Genomic DNA, 15,610 nt, shown 5'->3' with positions numbered 1-15,610 from the left:
CATGATACGGGCGTCCGCTCCGCCCGCGCGAAGGTGCCCCGCTGACCGCGTAGGGATCGAGCATGAAAAGGGCGTCCGCTCCGCCCGCGCGGAGGTGCCCCGCCGAGCTGGCCCGCGACACCGAGGTGCGCTCCGTCCGCTCCGCCCGCGCGGAGGTGCCCCGCCGAGCTGGCCCGCGACACCGAGGTGCGCTCCGTCCGCTCCGCCCGCGCGGAGGTGCCCCGAGCGTCCGGTGGCGCTTCCGAGCCTGGCCCTTGTCCGCTCCGCCCACGCGGAGGTGCCCCGGCGCCGCCGAGCGCCACGGTCTGGTGCCGATCGTCCGCTCCGCCAGCGCGGATGTGACCCGCCGGCCGCTGACCGGCCGGTGCGCCGGAGGGCGTCCGCTCCGCCCGTGCGGAGGTGACCCGTGCAGTTCGTCCCGCCACAGCCGGTAGTCCTCGTCCGCTCCGCCCGCGCGGAGGTGGCCCGCAGCTGCTCTACGTCCAGGGCCTGACGAGCCAGTCCGCTCCGCCAGCGCGGAGGTGACCCGACCGAGTTCGCCCGATTCCTCACTCAGCTGACGTCCGCTCCGCATACGCGGAGGTGACCCGAGACTGGAATCGGCGAGGTTGAACGCAATGAATCCGCTCCGCCTGCGCGGAGGCGTCTCAGTGCCAGCGGTGCTGTCGTCGCCCTCTGTGAGGTGTGCGGAGGCGACCCGCCGAGGGAGTCGCGCAGGCCGGAGAGGACTTCGGCTGTTCCGCCAGCGCGGAGGTGACCCGCTCCTCGGCCGACCGCACCAGTACACGAGCGCGTCTGCTCCGCCCGTGCGGAGGTGACCCGTACTCCTCGACGGTGGTCAGCACGTAGCCCTTGTCTGCTCTGCCCGTGCGGAGGCGACCTATCCTTCGAGCGGGAATCGAACTGACGGCACTGACATATCCTCAGGTCTGTAACTGCAGATCAGAAAGTATCAGCCCCGCCTGCGCGGGGGTGGCCCAAGCGTCGCTATATCGAGATTCTGTGCCCCCCGATCAGCCCCGCCTGCGCGGGGGTGGCCCCCCGCGGCGGTCACCCTGGACGGTGGCTCGTACATCAGCCCTGCCTGCGCGGGGGTGGCCCGATTCGCGCGATGGGTGGTCCGGCGTCCGGCCTGTCCGCTCCGCCCACGCGGAGGTGGCCCGCACAACGCCGGCTTCCTGGCGGGCGCCCACGAGTCCGCTCCGCCCACGCGGAGGTGGCCCGTCGGTGACGGTGAGCACGGGTTGGTCCCCCTGGTCCGCTCCGCCAGCGCGGAGGTGGTCGATTCCCTGGGGCACGTTCGGCTTCAGGTCTGGTCCGCTTGTGCGGGTGGTCAGCCTGTTCGGCCGAGGTGGATCACGACGATGGTGACGGTGGCCTCGGTGATTTCGTACATGACGCGGTAGCGGCCGACGTGCATCCGGCGCAGGTCGAGCGAGCCGTACTCCGCGCTGCCCTGCGGGCGGGGGGTGTCGGCGAGCAGGTCCACGGCGTCCATGACCTGGCGCAGGCCGTCGGGGTCGTCCTTGAGGAAGCGGGCGGCTGCGTTGATGGCCGGCTCGTCCCAGATGATCGTGTGGTTCAAGCGGCGGGTCCCAGGCCGAGCTGGGCGCGGACCTGCTCGTGCGGTACGGCGGTGGTCTCGCCGGCGGCCTGCCGGGCCCGGTACTGGGCCAGGGCGAGGGCGTCCTCGAGGTCGGCCAGTTCCTGGGGGTTGATGAGGACTGCGGCGGGCTGGCCGTGGTCGGTGATGGTGATGCGTTCGCGGGCGTGGGAGGCACGTCGGACCAGCGTCCCGAGGCAGGCCCGGGCCTCCGTGATCGGCAGGGTGTCACTCATGTACTAAACTGTACACTTCATGCGCGATCTGTACAGGGTGAACCACCTGGCCTTTGTCCCCGTCGACTAGGTTCCCGGTGATCTGTGGGTTCGTGGAGGTGACCCGTGGATCGAAGCCACTGCCACCGTCGTCTCCAGGTCCGCTCCGCCCGCGCGGAGGTGACCCGCGGCCGCGCAGGTCACGCAGCCGTCCGTCCGCGTCCGCTCCGCCCGTGCGGAGGTGCCCCGATCGTGACGCTGATCAGCGAGGGCACGGTCACGTCAGCTCCGCCCGCGCGGAGGTGACCCGGAGGGCGAAGGGCGAGACCTCACGTCCGAGGAGTCCGCTCCGCCCGCGTGGAGGTGGACCGGCTTTGAGGTTGCGCCAGGTGTTCGCCAGCGCGTCCGCTGCGCCCGCGTGCAGGCGTGCCTCCTGCACGGTGTGAGCTCCTGGGCAGCTCGTTCACCGCGGTGCTGTCCGCGAGCCGTGGCACCATGGGCAGCGAGCGCTCCTTGACACCACAACAGCACAACCCAGCCTCACCATCACGGTCAACAAATGGCAAAGGCCGCGATGCGCCGCAGGTCGCGAAGGGTCCGCTCCGCCCGTGCGGAGGTGCCCCGAGGCTGGCGTCGGTGGTGACGAGGTCTTCGAGGTCCGCTCCGCCCGTGCGGAGGTGCCCCGCAGACGAACGCGATCGATCCCCACCAGGCCACGTCCGCTCCGCCCGTGCGGAGGTGCCCCGTGGCGCAGGGTGTTGGTCCCGAGCGCCAGCACGTCCGCTCCTCCCGTGCGGAGGTGCCCCGGTGCTCGCGGTCCGCGCCGCCAACGTCCAGGCCGTCCGCTCCGCCCGCGCGGAGGTGACCCGGACGGTATCCCGGTCGCCTTCACCAAGCGCGGGTCCGCTCCGCCCGCGCGGAGGTGACCCAGTCGTCGGGAACAGGTTCCTGATCTCCGACCGGTCCGCTCCGCCTGCGCGGAGGCGTCTCCGTGCCGGCGGTGCTGTCGTTGCCCTGTGTGAGGTGTGCGGAGGCGACCCGCCGAGGGAGTCTCGCAGGCCGGAGAGGACTTCGACTGTTCCGCCAGAGCGGAGGTGCCCCGTCGGGCGACACCCTGTTCGAGATCGGCCAGCGATCCGCTCCGCCCGCGCGGAGGTTCCCCGCCCCGCCCGGTTCGGCTCGGCCGGGGTGGAGTCCGCTCCGCCCGCGCGGAGGTGCCCCGGGATCTCGACCGGGCGCTACCGCCACGGGACGGTCTGCTCCGCCCGCGCGGAGGTGCCCCGGTGTCTATCAGCCGGGGCTTCGCGGCGAAGACGTCCGTTCCGCCAGCGCGGAGGTGACCCGTACAGCAGGCCAGGCAGCACCACAGGGATCTGCTCCGCTCCGCCCGCGCGGAGGTGACCCGCCCTTGACCAGCAGTGCTGCAGCGGCGAGCCAGTCCAATCTGCCTGTGCGGAGGTGGCCCGAGGCCGGACCGCTCGTTCATCGTCCAGCACGTGTCCGCTCCGCCCGTGCGGAGGTGACCCGTAGAGCGCGATGGCGGTGTGCTTCGGGATCTCGTCCGCTCCGCCCGGGCGGAGGTGCCCCGGGCTGGTCGAGACCAGCCCCGGTCAGGTCGCAGTCGGAGGTGCCCCGATGAACGCCTACGTCGACCCCGACGTCCAGGCGTCCGCTCCGCCCGCGCGGAGGTGCCCCGACCAGGGACCGAAGCACCATGTAGCTTCGGGTGGCCGTTCCGCCCGTGCGGAGGTGCCCCGGTGTGTGCCTCCGTTCCGCCAATGCGGAGGTGGCCCGGACGACGACCCGGTCCGGATCCTGCGGACCGGGTCCGCTGCGTCCGTGCGGAGGTGACCCACCCGCCGCAACCGGCTCTGAGCTGGGCTGAACGTCCTCTCCGCCAACGCGGAGGTGACCCAGTCGTCGGGAACAGGTTCCTGATCTCCGACCGGTCCGCTCCGCCAGCGCGGAGGTGCCCCGGAGTACTCGCAGATCGAGTCCCACGCCCGGCCGTCCGCTCCGCCCGCGCGGAGGTGACCCGTCCAGGAGGTGGCTGGCGGCCTCTGACTGCACGTCCGCTCCGCCTGCGCGGAGGCGTCTCAGTGCCGGCGGTGCTGTCGTTGGTGTGCGGAGGCGACCCGCCGAGGGAGTCGCGCAGGCCGGAGAGGACTTCGGCTGTTCCGCCAGAGCGGAGGTGCCCCGTCGGGCGACACCCTGTTCGAGATCGGCCAGCGATCCGCTCCGCCCGCGCGGAGGTTCCCCGCCCCGCCCCGCCCGGTTCGGCTCGGCCGGGGTGGAGTCCGCTCCGCCCGCGCGGAGGTGCCCCGGTGTCTATCAGCCGGGGCTTCGCGGCGAAGACGTCCGTTCCGCCCGCGCGGAGGTGAGCCGACGATTGGCAAGGTCGGGGGCGAGGAGTTCGAGTCCGCTCTGCCCGTGCGGAGGTGGCCCGTTGAGCAAGTCCACTGGTCTCGGAAAGGTCTAATACTCTCCGTCGCGCGGGGTGACCCGGTCCACCGAACTCGGGCGGGGTGCCAGCCGAGTTCGCTCCGCCCGCGCGGAGGTGACCCGTCGCGGCGGTTGGTCACGAGGAGCCTCCCGAGGTCCGCTCCGCCTGCGCGGAGGTGCCCCGCTGCCCTCAACCGCCGGCCTCATCGAGCGCTTGTCTGCTCCGCCCACGCGGGGGTGGCCCCGGCGTCCGCTCTCTGAGTCGCGTACCACCGCCCGTCCGCTCCGCCCGCGCGGAGGTGGCCCGGTGAGCACGGTGTGCTCCGGCAGCTCCAGCGCGTCCGCTCCGCCCGCGCGGAGGTGGCCCGGTGAGCACGGTGTGCTCCGGCAGCTCCAGCGCGTCCGCTCCGCCCGCGCGGAGGTGCCCCGCACTACACCACCGGCGAGATCCTCGGGTCCGCGTCCGCTCCGTCCGTGCGGAGGTGCCCCGTCGCCCTGGTACAGGGCGTCTACGAGGCGGGTGTCCGCTCCGCCCGCGCGGAGGTGACCCGCCTTGAACTGGTCCGGGTCACCGTCCCAGTGCGTCGGCTCCGCCCAGCGGAGGTGACCCGTTGAGCAAGTGCACTGGCCTCGGGAAGGTCTAATACGCTCCGTCGCGCGGGGTGACCCGGTCCACCGAACTCGGGCGGGGTACCAGCAGAGGTCCACTCCGCCCGTACGGAGGTGGCCCCTTCGGGAGGCTGTTCGGCGCGTCCTCGTCGAGATCGGCCCCGCCTTCGCGGGGGTCGCCCCGAGGCCTGATACCCCAGGTCCGCTCCGCCCGCTGAGAAGGAGGTTCACCCCGTCGTCTGCTCCGCCCGTGCGGAGGTGACCCGTGGATCGAGGCCACTGCCACCGTCGTCTTCAGGTCCGCTCCGCCGGTGTGGAGGTCGCCTCCGTGTAGCCGGCCAGCAGCAGTCCGACCACGCTGTCCGGTTCGCCCTTGCAGAGACGACCCGTCCCGGATCCCGGGCCAGCGTCCTCATCGCGCCCTGGCGGCTCGTTCCGCTTGTGAGGAGGTGACCCGATGATCGTCGGGACCAAACCGGTGACCGAGAGGTCTGCTCCGCCCGCCCGAGGGTGTGTTCCACGTCGGGATGAAGGACGAGCTCGACCTCGGCGGCTGGGGTGATCTCGGTGCCGACGTCGGTTGCCTTCGTGACATCGAAGCGCACCATCTGGACGATGATCGTCCCATCCGCTCCGCTCGTGCGGAGGTGACCCGAACGTCCGCGGCAGCTCGACCTCCCCCGTCAGGTCCATTCCGCCGGTGCGGGGGTGACCCGAAGACCGGGATCAACAGGTTCCGCAGCCGCGGGTCCACCCCGCCCGCTCGAAGGTCTTGTGTCTGGCGAGTAGCAGGAGGTACTGGTCTCCGGTGAGCTCAAGCTCAACCAGTAGCAGTTCTAGACCGCTGGCATCGCACCGTGGCCCGGCCAGGCCTCCCGGCTTCTCGCCGACCACGTCTCAGGCTGGGGACCGACGAGAGCCTGCCGATCGCGGACCGCGTCGCCGGCTGCCTCGTCCTGCAGTTCGGCCAGAGCACCGACCGCATCGTCAACCTCGCCGTCGCCCAGGTCCGCATCCACCCCGACGAACCCGGGGTACTTGCCCCCAGCTCGGCCGCGAATCGCTCTGGCTGACGCTCGCGGACCTCCTGGGCACCGCGTCGCCCCTCGCCTTCGGACAGCACAAGCCCCGACGAGCCCAGAATGAGCCCCCTTTCGGGTGCAGGCCGTAGGCCGTGTGAGAAGCCCCTAGCTGGTGGACGCGCTGAGCAGGTCGACCATCGTCCGCACCGGAAGCGGCAACCAGTCCCCGGCGGCCGGGCGGTTTCGGGAGAGGCCCTCGACGATCTGAGTGGGTGTCGGACGGCGGTGGGGGTCATGGTCGAGACAGCGGACGACCAGATCGGCCAGTTGGGCCGGCAGCAGACCGAGGACGGACTCCAGGTCCTCACTCTCATCTACCGGCACCGCCCCTCCGGCATGGCACAGCACCATGCCGAAGGCGTAGACGTCCGTGGCGAACGTGACCGGCCCTCCGATGTACTGCTCCGGGGCCAGGAATCCCCGCGTGCCGATCAGCTGGCCGGAACGGGTGAGCATGGTGTCGTCGAGTGCCCGGGCGATGCCGAAGTCGATGACGCGAGGCCCGGTTCCGGAGATGATGATGTTGCTCGGCTTGAGGTCGCGATGGACGATGTTGCAGGCGTGGATCCCCTCGAGCGCCTCGGCAACACCGACGGCCAAGGTGTGCAGGCTCCGGCTCGGCAACGCACCGTAGTGCTTCAGGACTTCGTGCAGCGGCAGGCCGGGGATGTACTCGGTGATCAGCCAGGGCGGATCACCTTGCGGGTCGGCAGCGACCACCGGCGCGGTGTGGAATCCACCGACCCGGCGCACGGCCTCGATCTCACGGCCGAACCGCCGGCGGAACTCGGCGTCCGCGGCAAGCTCCGGCCTGATGACCTTGACCGCGACCAGGCGCTCCCCGGCAGAGCGCGCGAGGAAGACCGTCCCCATACCGCCCTCGCCGAGCCGGGCAGTCAGCTGATAGCGGCCGATACTGCGCGGGTCGTCCCCCCTCAACGGTTGATGGCATGGCCCGAGCGATGCCTGCAAGGGCGGCGGTGGAGCGGCCGGTGCTCCACTGTCCACCGCGGCGGCGACCCCCGCAGCCGCCCCTGTGTCGGCGCGCAGCACCGCGGCCTGGGCCTCGCCCTCGGCCTTGAGCACCTCAGCCTGCTTCTCACCCTCGGCCTTGAGGATCTGCGCCTGGCGCTGGCCCTCGGCGGTGAGGATCGCCGCGCGCTTGTCCCGCTCGGCGCGCGTCTGCTTCTCCATCGCGTCCTGGATGGAGGCCGGCGGCTTGATCGTCCTGAGCTCGGCGCGGTTGACCCGGACGCCCCACTTGCCGGTGGCCTCGTCCAGGACGCTGCGCAGACCGGCGTTGATGACCTCACGGGAGGTCAGGATGGATTCGAGGTCCATCGAGCCGATGATGTTGCGCAGCGTGGTGTCGGTCAACTGCTCGATCGCCTCGGCGTAGTCGGCAACCTCGTAGGTGGCGGCGCGCGGGTCGGTGACCTTGTAGTGGACCACCGTGTCGATGTCGACGACCAGGTTGTCCCGGGTGATCACCGGCTGCGGCGGGAACGGCACGACCTGTTCGCGCAGGTCGATCCGGGCGCGGACGCGTTCGATGAACGGGATGACGACGTTCAGGCCTGCGTTGAGAGTGCGCTTGTAGCGGCCGAAACGCACCACGATCGCGGCGCGGGCCTGCGGGATCACCCGGATCGGTCGGGCCAGGGCCAGCAGTAGAATCAGCCCGATGATAAGGATGAGCACCGGCTCCACTCCAGCCCCCTCGCCCGTGACCACATCGGACATCTGATCCGGACGACGTCTGGCAGTGTCCGGCCCGAAGTCTGACAGACGTGCACCGTGATGCCTATAGCCCGACCGGCCGGGGCGAGGCTCACGACCCGACGGAGTTTGGCGGTACGCGCCGATAGCCCGAGTCCGCTCCGCCCGCGCGGAGGTGACCCGTCAGAACAGGCCTACGACCGGCTGTTAGGGGCGTCGGGTCGGCAGTCCTTGGAGCGCGGCATCGCGCCGAGGACGACCTGCTCGGCGGCCAGGTCGTACGGCACCGCGAAGGTGACGCTGCCCGGCTCCGGTGCCGGCTCGCTCTCGCTCGGACCCGACGTCGGAGCTCCTCTTCTAGACCGGGAAGCCGAGTGTCGGGCCGGGGCGGGGGGTGCCGATGTGGAGGGCGCTGAGGCTGGTCAGCCCGGCGGTGGGGAGGCCGAGGGCCTCGTCGGTGGCGGCGCAGGAGGCGTCGGAGCGGATCCGGGCGGACAGGCCGAGGGCGGCCGCCGCGAGGGCGGCGCGTTGCAGGGCCAGCCCGGCCTCGATGTGGGCCAGGCGGTACCAGCGGTCGCCGTACGCGTCGATGCCCGCCTCCAGGGCGGCGACCGGCAGGACCGTCAGGGGCGCCTCCAGGTAGTCCAGCCGGGTCGGCGGCGCGGCCAGCCCGGCGGCGATCCGGCCCGGTGCGCCGGGCGGGACGGGCAGCGGGGCCAACTCCCCGTCGCGGTAGGCGTAGCAGCCCGCGGCGAGGCCGGTGACGTCGCGGACCACGCAGCACAGCGCGACCGCAGCGGGTGCCGTCGCGACCCCGGCGAGGTCCCCGGGGTACCCGGCGGCCGCGGCGCCGAGCAGCGTCGCCAGCGCCCGCCGGTCCATCGGCACCGGCAGGAACCCGTTGCTCGCCGAGGCGCGCCGCGCGACCCCCGCGCGGAGGCCGGCCGAGCCCAGGGGGGCCGCGTCGGGCAGCCGGATCGCCGCCCCGGGCGCGGACACGGGCGCGGGCAGCGGCCGGGCGGGCTGGACCGCGTCCGGCCGTTCGGTCAGCGAGGCCCCGTGCACGGCGGCGGTGTAGGGCAGCAGCCCCAGGATGGAGGTCGGCGGTGTCACCGGTACGGCCGGCACCGACGGCAGCGACGGCGGCTCGCCGGGGCCCGGGCCGGCCGCCGGTGCGGCCGGGTGGCGGAGCGTCAGGACGGCCGTCACGCTCTGCCCGTAGGGGTCGAGGCCGAGCAGCGCGTCGACCGGCCGGTCGTCCTGGCGCAGCCGCACCCCGACGGCCGCGCCCAGCGCCTCGGCGACCGCCTGGGCCTGGGCGAGCAGCACCCCGGTCTCCTGCTGTTGCAGCCGGTAGCCGAACTCCCGGTACTTCACGGCGCTGCGCCAGAACACCGTCGTGAGGACGAGGACCAGGTCGGGCGCCTCGCCGGTGCCCGGCGCCAGGGCCCTGCGATGGTCCCCCGGGCGGACGGCGACCAGCCGGTGCCCGACGCCGTCGTAGTGGTACACCGCCGCCGGCAGGCCGGGGGCCGCGCCGAGCGCGAGGTACGCCTCGATCGGGTAGCGGGCGCCGCCGCTCGGCGCGGGGCGGCAGTCGCCCTGGCCGGGCGGGGCGGCGAGCGCGGTGCCCGTCGCCGGGTCCACCGGGTACATCCAGTTCGCCCTGGTCCGGCCGAGCAGTTCGCGCATCAGCGTGCCCAGGACGGCCGGCCAGTCGTGGGCGCCGTCCGCCGGTTCCCACGGCAGCGGCACGGTGGGGCGGTCGGCGTGGACGAGGTGTGCGGGCGGGAGCGGGCCCGGGGACTGCGGGAGCGGTCCGGGGTGGCGGCCGTACGGCAGGTAGGCACGGGCCGCCGCTCCCGGTGCCGGGTCGGTGGGAGGAGCGCTGGGTGACACGGGTGACCTCTGCGGAATGTCGTGGCGGTCCGGTCTCGGCCGGTTGCGTGGGGCGGATCGGTCGCCCGTGGCGGATCGGTTGCACGGGGCGGATCGGTCGCGGCGGTTCAGGGGAACGGGTGCGGGTCCGGGTTGAGCTCCGCCGGGGTGAGGTCCCGGTCGCGGTGGCCCAGCAGCCGGGGCACCGTCAGCAGCCGTGGCAGCCCGTGGGTGCGCCGGAACCGGTGCCCGAAGGTCATCGGCAGCGTGCCGGGGACCAGCACCTTGACGCAGGCCAGCCCGCCGGCCCGGTGTTCGGCCGAGGTCTGGTCGACCACCACCACGTCCAGGCCGGTGCCGGTGAACCGGCCGACCAGTTCGGTGAGGTCCCCGATCAGGTCCCGGTGCTCCGGCCAGGGGGTGCCGGCGGCCACGGCGGCCAGCGGCACGGGCGGCGCGCCGGCGCCGAGGAAGCCCAGCCGTTCCCGGGCGGCCGGGTGGCCGTACAGGGTGGCGTGGTCGTCCATCGTCCGCACCTCGGCCGGGTCCGCCAGCATCCGGGCCGCCCGGTCCGGGTCGTGCCGGCGGTCGGCGCCGGACAGGAAGCCGGTGAGCTCGGAGAGGCTGCGCAGCAGGGCCCGTTCGGCCGTCAGCGCGGTGCCGGCGCCGCAGAGCAGGTCCAGCCCGCGCGGCGTGGCGGATCCGGCGGCGGGGTCGGCCTCGGCCAGGACCCAGAACGCGGGCACCCGGTGCTCGGTGGTGGTGGCGAACGCGCGCAGCCGGTAGCCGAGCCGGTGCCGGGCGAGCTCGGCGAGCAGCGGGATCCGGCGGTCGGCGGCCGAGGCCAGGTCGACCTCGGGGACGGGCAGCCGGGCGTACCAGGTGAGCAGGAAGGCGTCCCGCTCGGCGACCTCCAGCAGCCCGTGCAGCACCGCCTCGGCCGGGCTGTTGCCGAGGGCGCAGCCGTTGGACGTCTCGAACACGAAGGAGTCGTCGAGGTGGCCGCGGTTGTAGTAGGCGTAGCTCTCGGGCACCAGGACGGGCAGGCCCCGGGCGAAGGAGTACCCCCACACCCAGCGCAGTTCCCGGTCGGGGGTGTACGGCGCGAACGGGAAGCCGGGGAGGCCGTGCTGCTCGGGGTGGTGCAGGCCGAGCCCCTGGGGGTCCACGGCGTGGTCCGCGATGTCGCGGAACCGGGCCGTGACGGTGGTGCGCCGGCCTCGCGGGGCCTCGCCGCCCAGCCGCTCCAGGGCCTCCAGGACGGCGGCGAGCCGGGTGGAGCCGAGGTCGGTGGCGTGACCGTAGCCGTTGGCGCTGGCGTGGACGGCCCGGGAGGGGGCCGTCCGGGCGGTGGCGCACAGGGCGGCGGGGGTGGACCAGGTGTCCACCGAGGCGATCACGCCGGTGACCGGGTCGACGTAGCGGTCCGCGAGGACCTCCGGGTCCGGCTGGGCGGTACGGGGCACGTCCGGGTGGAGCTTCGGCGCGGGCGGCAGCGCGAGGACGGCCGCCGCCGCGCTGTCGGCCGGCAGGGCGCCGCAGTCCGGGCAGTACGGGTGCGGCAGCAGGGTGCTGCGGGAGGTCTCGCCGGTGTCCGCCGCCACCCGCAGCACCGCGTCGACGGTGCGGGGCGGGAGCGGGCCGGCGGTGGGACCGGCGAAGGCGGCGAGCCGGGCCGTCTCCTCGCTGACGAGGCCTCGGACGGCGTCGAGCAGCAGCGGGTTGGTCCGCAGCGCCGGCAGGTCGGGCGGGAGCAGCTCACGGTGGGCCGGCTCCGCGCTGTTGTCGCGCTCGCGCAGCTCGGCGCAGCCCGGGCAGCCGGGGCGGCCGGGGAGGCCGGCGGGCCCGAGGACCACCTGTCCGGCGAGCAGCCGGACCGGCAGCCAGGGGCGGCGGTGCGCGGCCGCCCAGGCGCGGCCCCGGCGCAGCGGTTCGAGGTCGCCGGGGCCGGCGGTGGTGACGACCAGGACGTCCGCGACCTCCGGGAGATCCGGGAGGTCCGGGAGGTCCGGGCCGGGCTGCGCCGGGTCGTCGGCAGTGACGGTCCGCCGGTCGGGGGCGGCGGCGAGCCAGGGCGAGCCGAGCAGCGCGACGGTGACCGCGCCGCGGGCGGGTGTGCGGAGGTCGGTCACGGGAGCAGCACCACCCGGGTGAGGTCGGGCAGGACGGCGGTCGCCTGCGGGTCGAGGTCCAGCGGGACGGCGACGGCCCGCAGACCCGTGGTGGTCCGCAGCGCCGCGGCCAGCGCCGCCAGGTCGGGGTCCGGGGCGGCGGCCATGTGCGTGGCCGCGGGCTCGGGCACGGCGACCGCGACCGCGGGCACGGGCACGGCAACCGGCGGAACCGGCTCGGGCCGGTACCCGGGCTGGTCCTCCGTGCTGGACTGCCAGGCCAGCAGCGCGCGTTCGGCGGAGCGGGCGACCGCCTCGGCCAGGTCCCGTCCGGCGGCGGCGACGGTCCCGGTGCCCAGCCGGGTGGCGCAGGCCGGCACGCCGGTCACCGCGGTGAGGTCGTACAGGGCGGGCTCGCCGACCGTGCCGAGCAGCCGCAGCAGGTGGCCGGTGCGGGGGTCGGCGGCGAAGTCCGCCGGATCGAGTGCGGTGGCCCCGGCCCGGGCGGCGCCGGGCGCCCGGGCCAGCAGGGCCTCGACCTGGTCGGCGAGGCCGAGCCAGTGCGCCTCCTCGGGCGAGCGGCCGCCGGCCGTGCCGCGCAGCCGCTGCCCGGCGGTGCGGTCCGGGAACGCGGTCGGCACCGGGACGGGGACGGGCCGGCCGTCGGCCAGGTCCACGCCCTGGAGGGTGGTCCGGCCCTCGTCCGCGGCCCGGCCGGCGGTCGCGTCCGCGGCGTAGGCCGCCAGACCGGCCAGCACGGCGGTGGCCCGCGCCTCGTCCCGTTCGAGGCCCGAGCCGATGGCCGGTACGTCCAGCGGCTCGCCCCGGTAGCCGTGCGGGACGGCCCGGCAGACCCAGAGCGGGGACTGGGTGAAGTCGGCCTCGTCCACCGCGCCGAGCAGGCCGGTCCGGGCGTCGACGACGCGCGCCGCGCGGACCAGCAGGTCGGCGTCGGCAACGGCGTCGGCAGCGGCAGCGGCAGCGGCATGAGCGTCGGCGGACGGCGTCGCCGCACCGCTGGTCGGGGCCGCCGGGTGGGGCAGGACCAGGTGCCGGGAGCCGGCCAGGGTGTGCAGGTCGGTGCGGGCCAGGGTGGGGGCGGCGGAGGTCCCGGGGGCGGGCGGCAGGTCGTCCAGGCCGGTCAGGGCGCGGAACAGCCCGAGCACCAGCCGGTGCGCGAGCAGGCCCGGGACGGCGCCGCCCAGCGGCGCCTCGCGTTCTCCGTCGCGCGGCGGCAGCAGCCGGCGCCAGCCGGATGCGGCGGCCCCGGCGTCGGCCGGACCGAACCAGGCCTCGGCGCCGCCGAGCAGCAGTTGGGCCGGGGTCAGGCCGGCGGCGGCGCAGTGCTCCGCGGTCGCGAGGAGCGCCCGGCGGGCGGCCCCGAACCCCTCGTGCGCCGTCCGGACCTCCAGCACGGCCCCGACCCGCGGCCGCTCCGTCAGCTCCGGCCGCTCCGACCGGTCCGACCGGTCCGGCAGGTCCGACCCGTCCGTCAGGTGCACCCGCTGGTCCTGGTCCCGTCGCTGCGCCGACGCGAACCGGTCCAGTGCGGTGAACGCGGCCGGTTCGGCGACCACTTCGACGTCGCGGCACCCGGTCCGCAGCAGCGCGCGCAGCGCCGCCTCCCGGAGCGGCCCGTCGGCGATCAGTCGCACCCGGGTGTCCCGGTAGCGCTGGAAGCGGTGCTCGGCGGAGTCCAGCGCGTGCCGCAGGAACGCGATCTCCGGTGCGTACTCGCGCAGTTCGTGCTCGGCGAGGCCGTGCGGCCGGTCCTCCCGGGCGTCCTTGACGAAGCCGAGCCGGTGCAGGCGCAGCACGAGGTCCCGTACGGCGCCCTGCTTGTCCGCCGGGAGCGGGGCGGTCAGTTCGTCCAGGGTGTGCCGGCCGGTCAGGTGCGGGGTCAGCCGTCGCAGCCACTCGTACGCCTGTGCCCCGGGCAGGACCCAGGAGCGGTGGCCGGCGTGCAGGTAGGCGCCCTCGGGGACCGGCACGCAGCGGACGTCGTCGTTGAGTCTGGGTCGCATCCGGCTCAGCTCCTCTGCGGGTCGGTGGTGGCGGGGACGGCTCCGGCGGGGTGGAGCTCGGCGGGGGCGGCTCCGGCGGGGTGGAGCTCGGCGTAGGCGCGGGCCCGCTCCAGCGCGCTGACCCCGAAGGTGTCCTCGACGGTGCGGGCCGTCAGGTAGCAGAGCAGGAAGCGCTGGGTCATCGAGAGGCCCAGCCGGTCGAGGTGGGTGTACAGCTGGTTGATCGCCAGCCGGTGGCCGCGGAACCAGGTCGTGGACATCACCTCGCTCCGGTACGACGCGTTGCCGAGCAGCAGGCCGAGCAGTTCGCCGAGTCGCGGCTCGGCGAGCAGGGGGGTGCGGGCGGCGTGGTCCAGGTCGATCAGGCCGCCCTCCAGCAGCGGCAGGGCGGCGGCCTTCCGGTCCCGCACGTACCCGGCGAACTCGGTGACGAAGGGCAGCCGTCCGGTGCCGTCCAGGGTGTCGAGCACCGCGGCCAGGTCGTCGCCGAGTTCGCCGCGCAGCTGCTGGAACCGCGCCTCGAAGGCGGCCCGGACGTCGTCCGGTTCCGCGCACTGGGCGAAGAAGCCCTCGGCGTGCGAGGCGAAGGACATGAAGCCCCGGGACACCGGCGGCAGGCTGGTGTGCGCGAAGGCGAACATCAGCCACAGCGCGGGCCGCAGCCGGCTGTGGCCGGTGCGGCGGACGTGCTCCAGGACGGGGAGGGCGAGCCGGCTGCTCGCGGCGTGGCCCTCGTCCAGCAGTTCGGCCAGCCGCGGGCTCCCCAGGACGTGCCGACGGTCCTCGTACGGCTCGCTCTGGAGGGTGTTGTCGGGGTACCACGGCGACAGCGGGCCGCGCTCGTCCAGCAGTGCCGCCCTGCGGGCGTGGCCCACGGTCTCCCGGGCCTCGTCGAGGACGGCGGTGGACGGGCTGCGCCGCAGGAAGGCGGCCAGCCGCTGTTCGGCGGCCGGCTGCACGGTCCCGCGCCAAGCGCTGTCCGTGGTACGGAAGTTGAGCCGCACGTGCGGGCCGCGCCGCCAGTGGCGCTGGAAGTACGGCTGCTCGATCACGTCGGCGAGCTCGGCGAACAGGGGGCGGACGGCGTCCAGCAGCAGCGCGTCCTTGTCGTCCTGGTAGTAGCGGATCTGGAGGCTGCGCCAGTGGGTGTCAGTCACGGTGGTACCCGGTCCTCGCGGGGTCGGTGGATGGGCCGGCGCGGCCGGCGCCGGAGGGGGCTGCGGCCAGCCCGGACTCGACGAGGCGCCGGATGCGCTGCTCGACGCCGTGGTCGAGGCCGAGCCGGTTGTGCAGCAGGTGGACGCAGCGCAGCAGCACGGCCAGCACCGCGCGCCGCCCGGGCGCGGCGGAGCCGGGCGGCGGGACGGCGGTGGGGTGGGGGGCGGTGATCCGCAGCCGGCCGCGGGCGTCCAGGTCGAGCAGGTCGGCCCGCAGCTCGCGCACCGAGCGCAGCCAGCGGTCCTTCGGTCCGTCGCCGGTGACCGGGCCGTCCGCCTGCCGCCGGGCACGGGCCACCCGGTCCGCCATCGCGGGATCGGTCGCGCCGCCCGGGCGGGGGCGCAGCGCGGCGGCCAGCCGGTCCCGGTCGGGCTCCCAGACCGCGAGCGCCAGGATCAGCGCGTCCGCGCCGAAGCCCGCGCGCTGCGGCCCGGTCGCCCCGTCGGCGAGCAGCCCGAGGGCGAGGTCGCTGGAGAGGGTGAAGTGCCGCTCCACTGCGCGGACCGCCTCCGGCCCGCCGAACACCGACTCCTCGGGCCGGTACCGGATCTCCTCGACGGCGTCGTGCTCGCGCACCGAGCGGTCGTGGTCGGCGAGCCCCTCGGCGGCGGCCAACCGCTCGGCCCAGGCCGCGTAGTCGGCGGCAGGCATCCGGCCGGCGGACGGGTGGGTGTCGAGGTGCCGGCCCAGCGCGGTGCGGGCCCGGTCC

At 74.8% G+C, this 15,610-nt stretch carries 7 protein-coding genes, 2 pseudogenes and 2 CRISPR repeat arrays; all 9 genes and pseudogenes read right to left on the bottom strand.

The window, feature by feature from the left end:
- Nucleotides 1-951 precede the first annotated feature (951 nt).
- Nucleotides 952-1,284: direct repeats of the CRISPR family, unit length 28 nt; unit sequence ATCAGCCCCGCCTGCGCGGGGGTGGCCC.
- A gap of 49 nt (nt 1,285-1,333) precedes the next feature.
- Nucleotides 1,334-1,585, bottom strand: a complete 252-nt coding sequence (locus tag ACFXPX_RS40520) for a type II toxin-antitoxin system RelE/ParE family toxin (protein WP_380644854.1) — start codon at nt 1,583-1,585, stop codon at nt 1,334-1,336.
- Nucleotides 1,582-1,839 carry a type II toxin-antitoxin system Phd/YefM family antitoxin gene (locus ACFXPX_RS40515; protein ID WP_380644853.1) on the bottom strand — a complete coding sequence of 86 codons (258 nt, stop codon included), beginning with the start codon at nt 1,837-1,839 and terminating at the stop codon, nt 1,582-1,584. Before ACFXPX_RS40515 ends, ACFXPX_RS40520 begins: the two co-directional genes overlap by 4 nt.
- A gap of 574 nt (nt 1,840-2,413) precedes the next feature.
- Nucleotides 2,414-2,808: direct repeats of the CRISPR family, unit length 28 nt; unit sequence GTCCGCTCCGCCCGTGCGGAGGTGCCCC.
- Nucleotides 2,809-6,056: 3,248 nt separating this feature from the next.
- Nucleotides 6,057-6,845: pseudogene (locus tag ACFXPX_RS40510) on the bottom strand (serine/threonine-protein kinase); the annotation flags it as partial.
- 96 nt (nt 6,846-6,941) lie between these two features.
- A pseudogene (locus ACFXPX_RS40505) lies at nt 6,942-7,661 on the bottom strand (SPFH domain-containing protein); the annotation flags it as partial.
- A gap of 366 nt (nt 7,662-8,027) precedes the next feature.
- Nucleotides 8,028-9,569 carry a SagB/ThcOx family dehydrogenase gene (locus ACFXPX_RS40500; RefSeq protein WP_380644852.1) on the bottom strand — a complete coding sequence of 514 codons (1,542 nt, stop codon included), beginning with the start codon at nt 9,567-9,569 and terminating at the stop codon, nt 8,028-8,030.
- A 107-nt stretch (nt 9,570-9,676) separates the two neighbouring features.
- A complete protein-coding gene (locus ACFXPX_RS40495; RefSeq protein ID WP_380644851.1) occupies nt 9,677-11,680 on the bottom strand; it encodes a TOMM precursor leader peptide-binding protein in 2,004 nt (667 codons plus the stop codon).
- On the bottom strand, nt 11,677-13,683 hold the full coding sequence (locus ACFXPX_RS40490) for a hypothetical protein (RefSeq protein WP_380644850.1): 2,007 nt from the start codon (nt 13,681-13,683) through the stop codon (nt 11,677-11,679). The genes ACFXPX_RS40495 and ACFXPX_RS40490 overlap by 4 nt, the downstream gene beginning before the upstream one ends.
- Nucleotides 13,684-13,688: 5 nt before the next feature.
- Entirely contained in the window at nt 13,689-14,840 is a 1,152-nt protein-coding gene (locus ACFXPX_RS40485) for a thiopeptide maturation pyridine synthase (protein ID WP_380644849.1), read from the bottom strand.
- Nucleotides 14,833-15,610: lantibiotic dehydratase C-terminal domain-containing protein (locus ACFXPX_RS40480; protein WP_380644848.1), on the bottom strand; the 778-nt coding region annotated here is incomplete at its 5' end. The genes ACFXPX_RS40485 and ACFXPX_RS40480, both read right to left, overlap by 8 nt.

It is taken from the genome of Kitasatospora sp. NPDC059146, assembly GCF_042786665.1.
GTDB lineage: Bacteria > Actinomycetota > Actinomycetes > Streptomycetales > Streptomycetaceae > Kitasatospora.
This window is presented reverse-complemented; position numbering and strand designations above follow the sequence as displayed.

Excerpts from the sequence above, each read along its gene's own strand:
- ACFXPX_RS40490 (WP_380644850.1), bottom strand. The coding sequence starts at position 13,683 with ATGCGACCCAGACTCAACGACGACGTCCGCTGCGTGCCGGTCCCCGAG.
- ACFXPX_RS40515 (WP_380644853.1), bottom strand. The coding sequence starts at position 1,839 with ATGAGTGACACCCTGCCGATCACGGAGGCCCGGGCCTGCCTCGGGACG.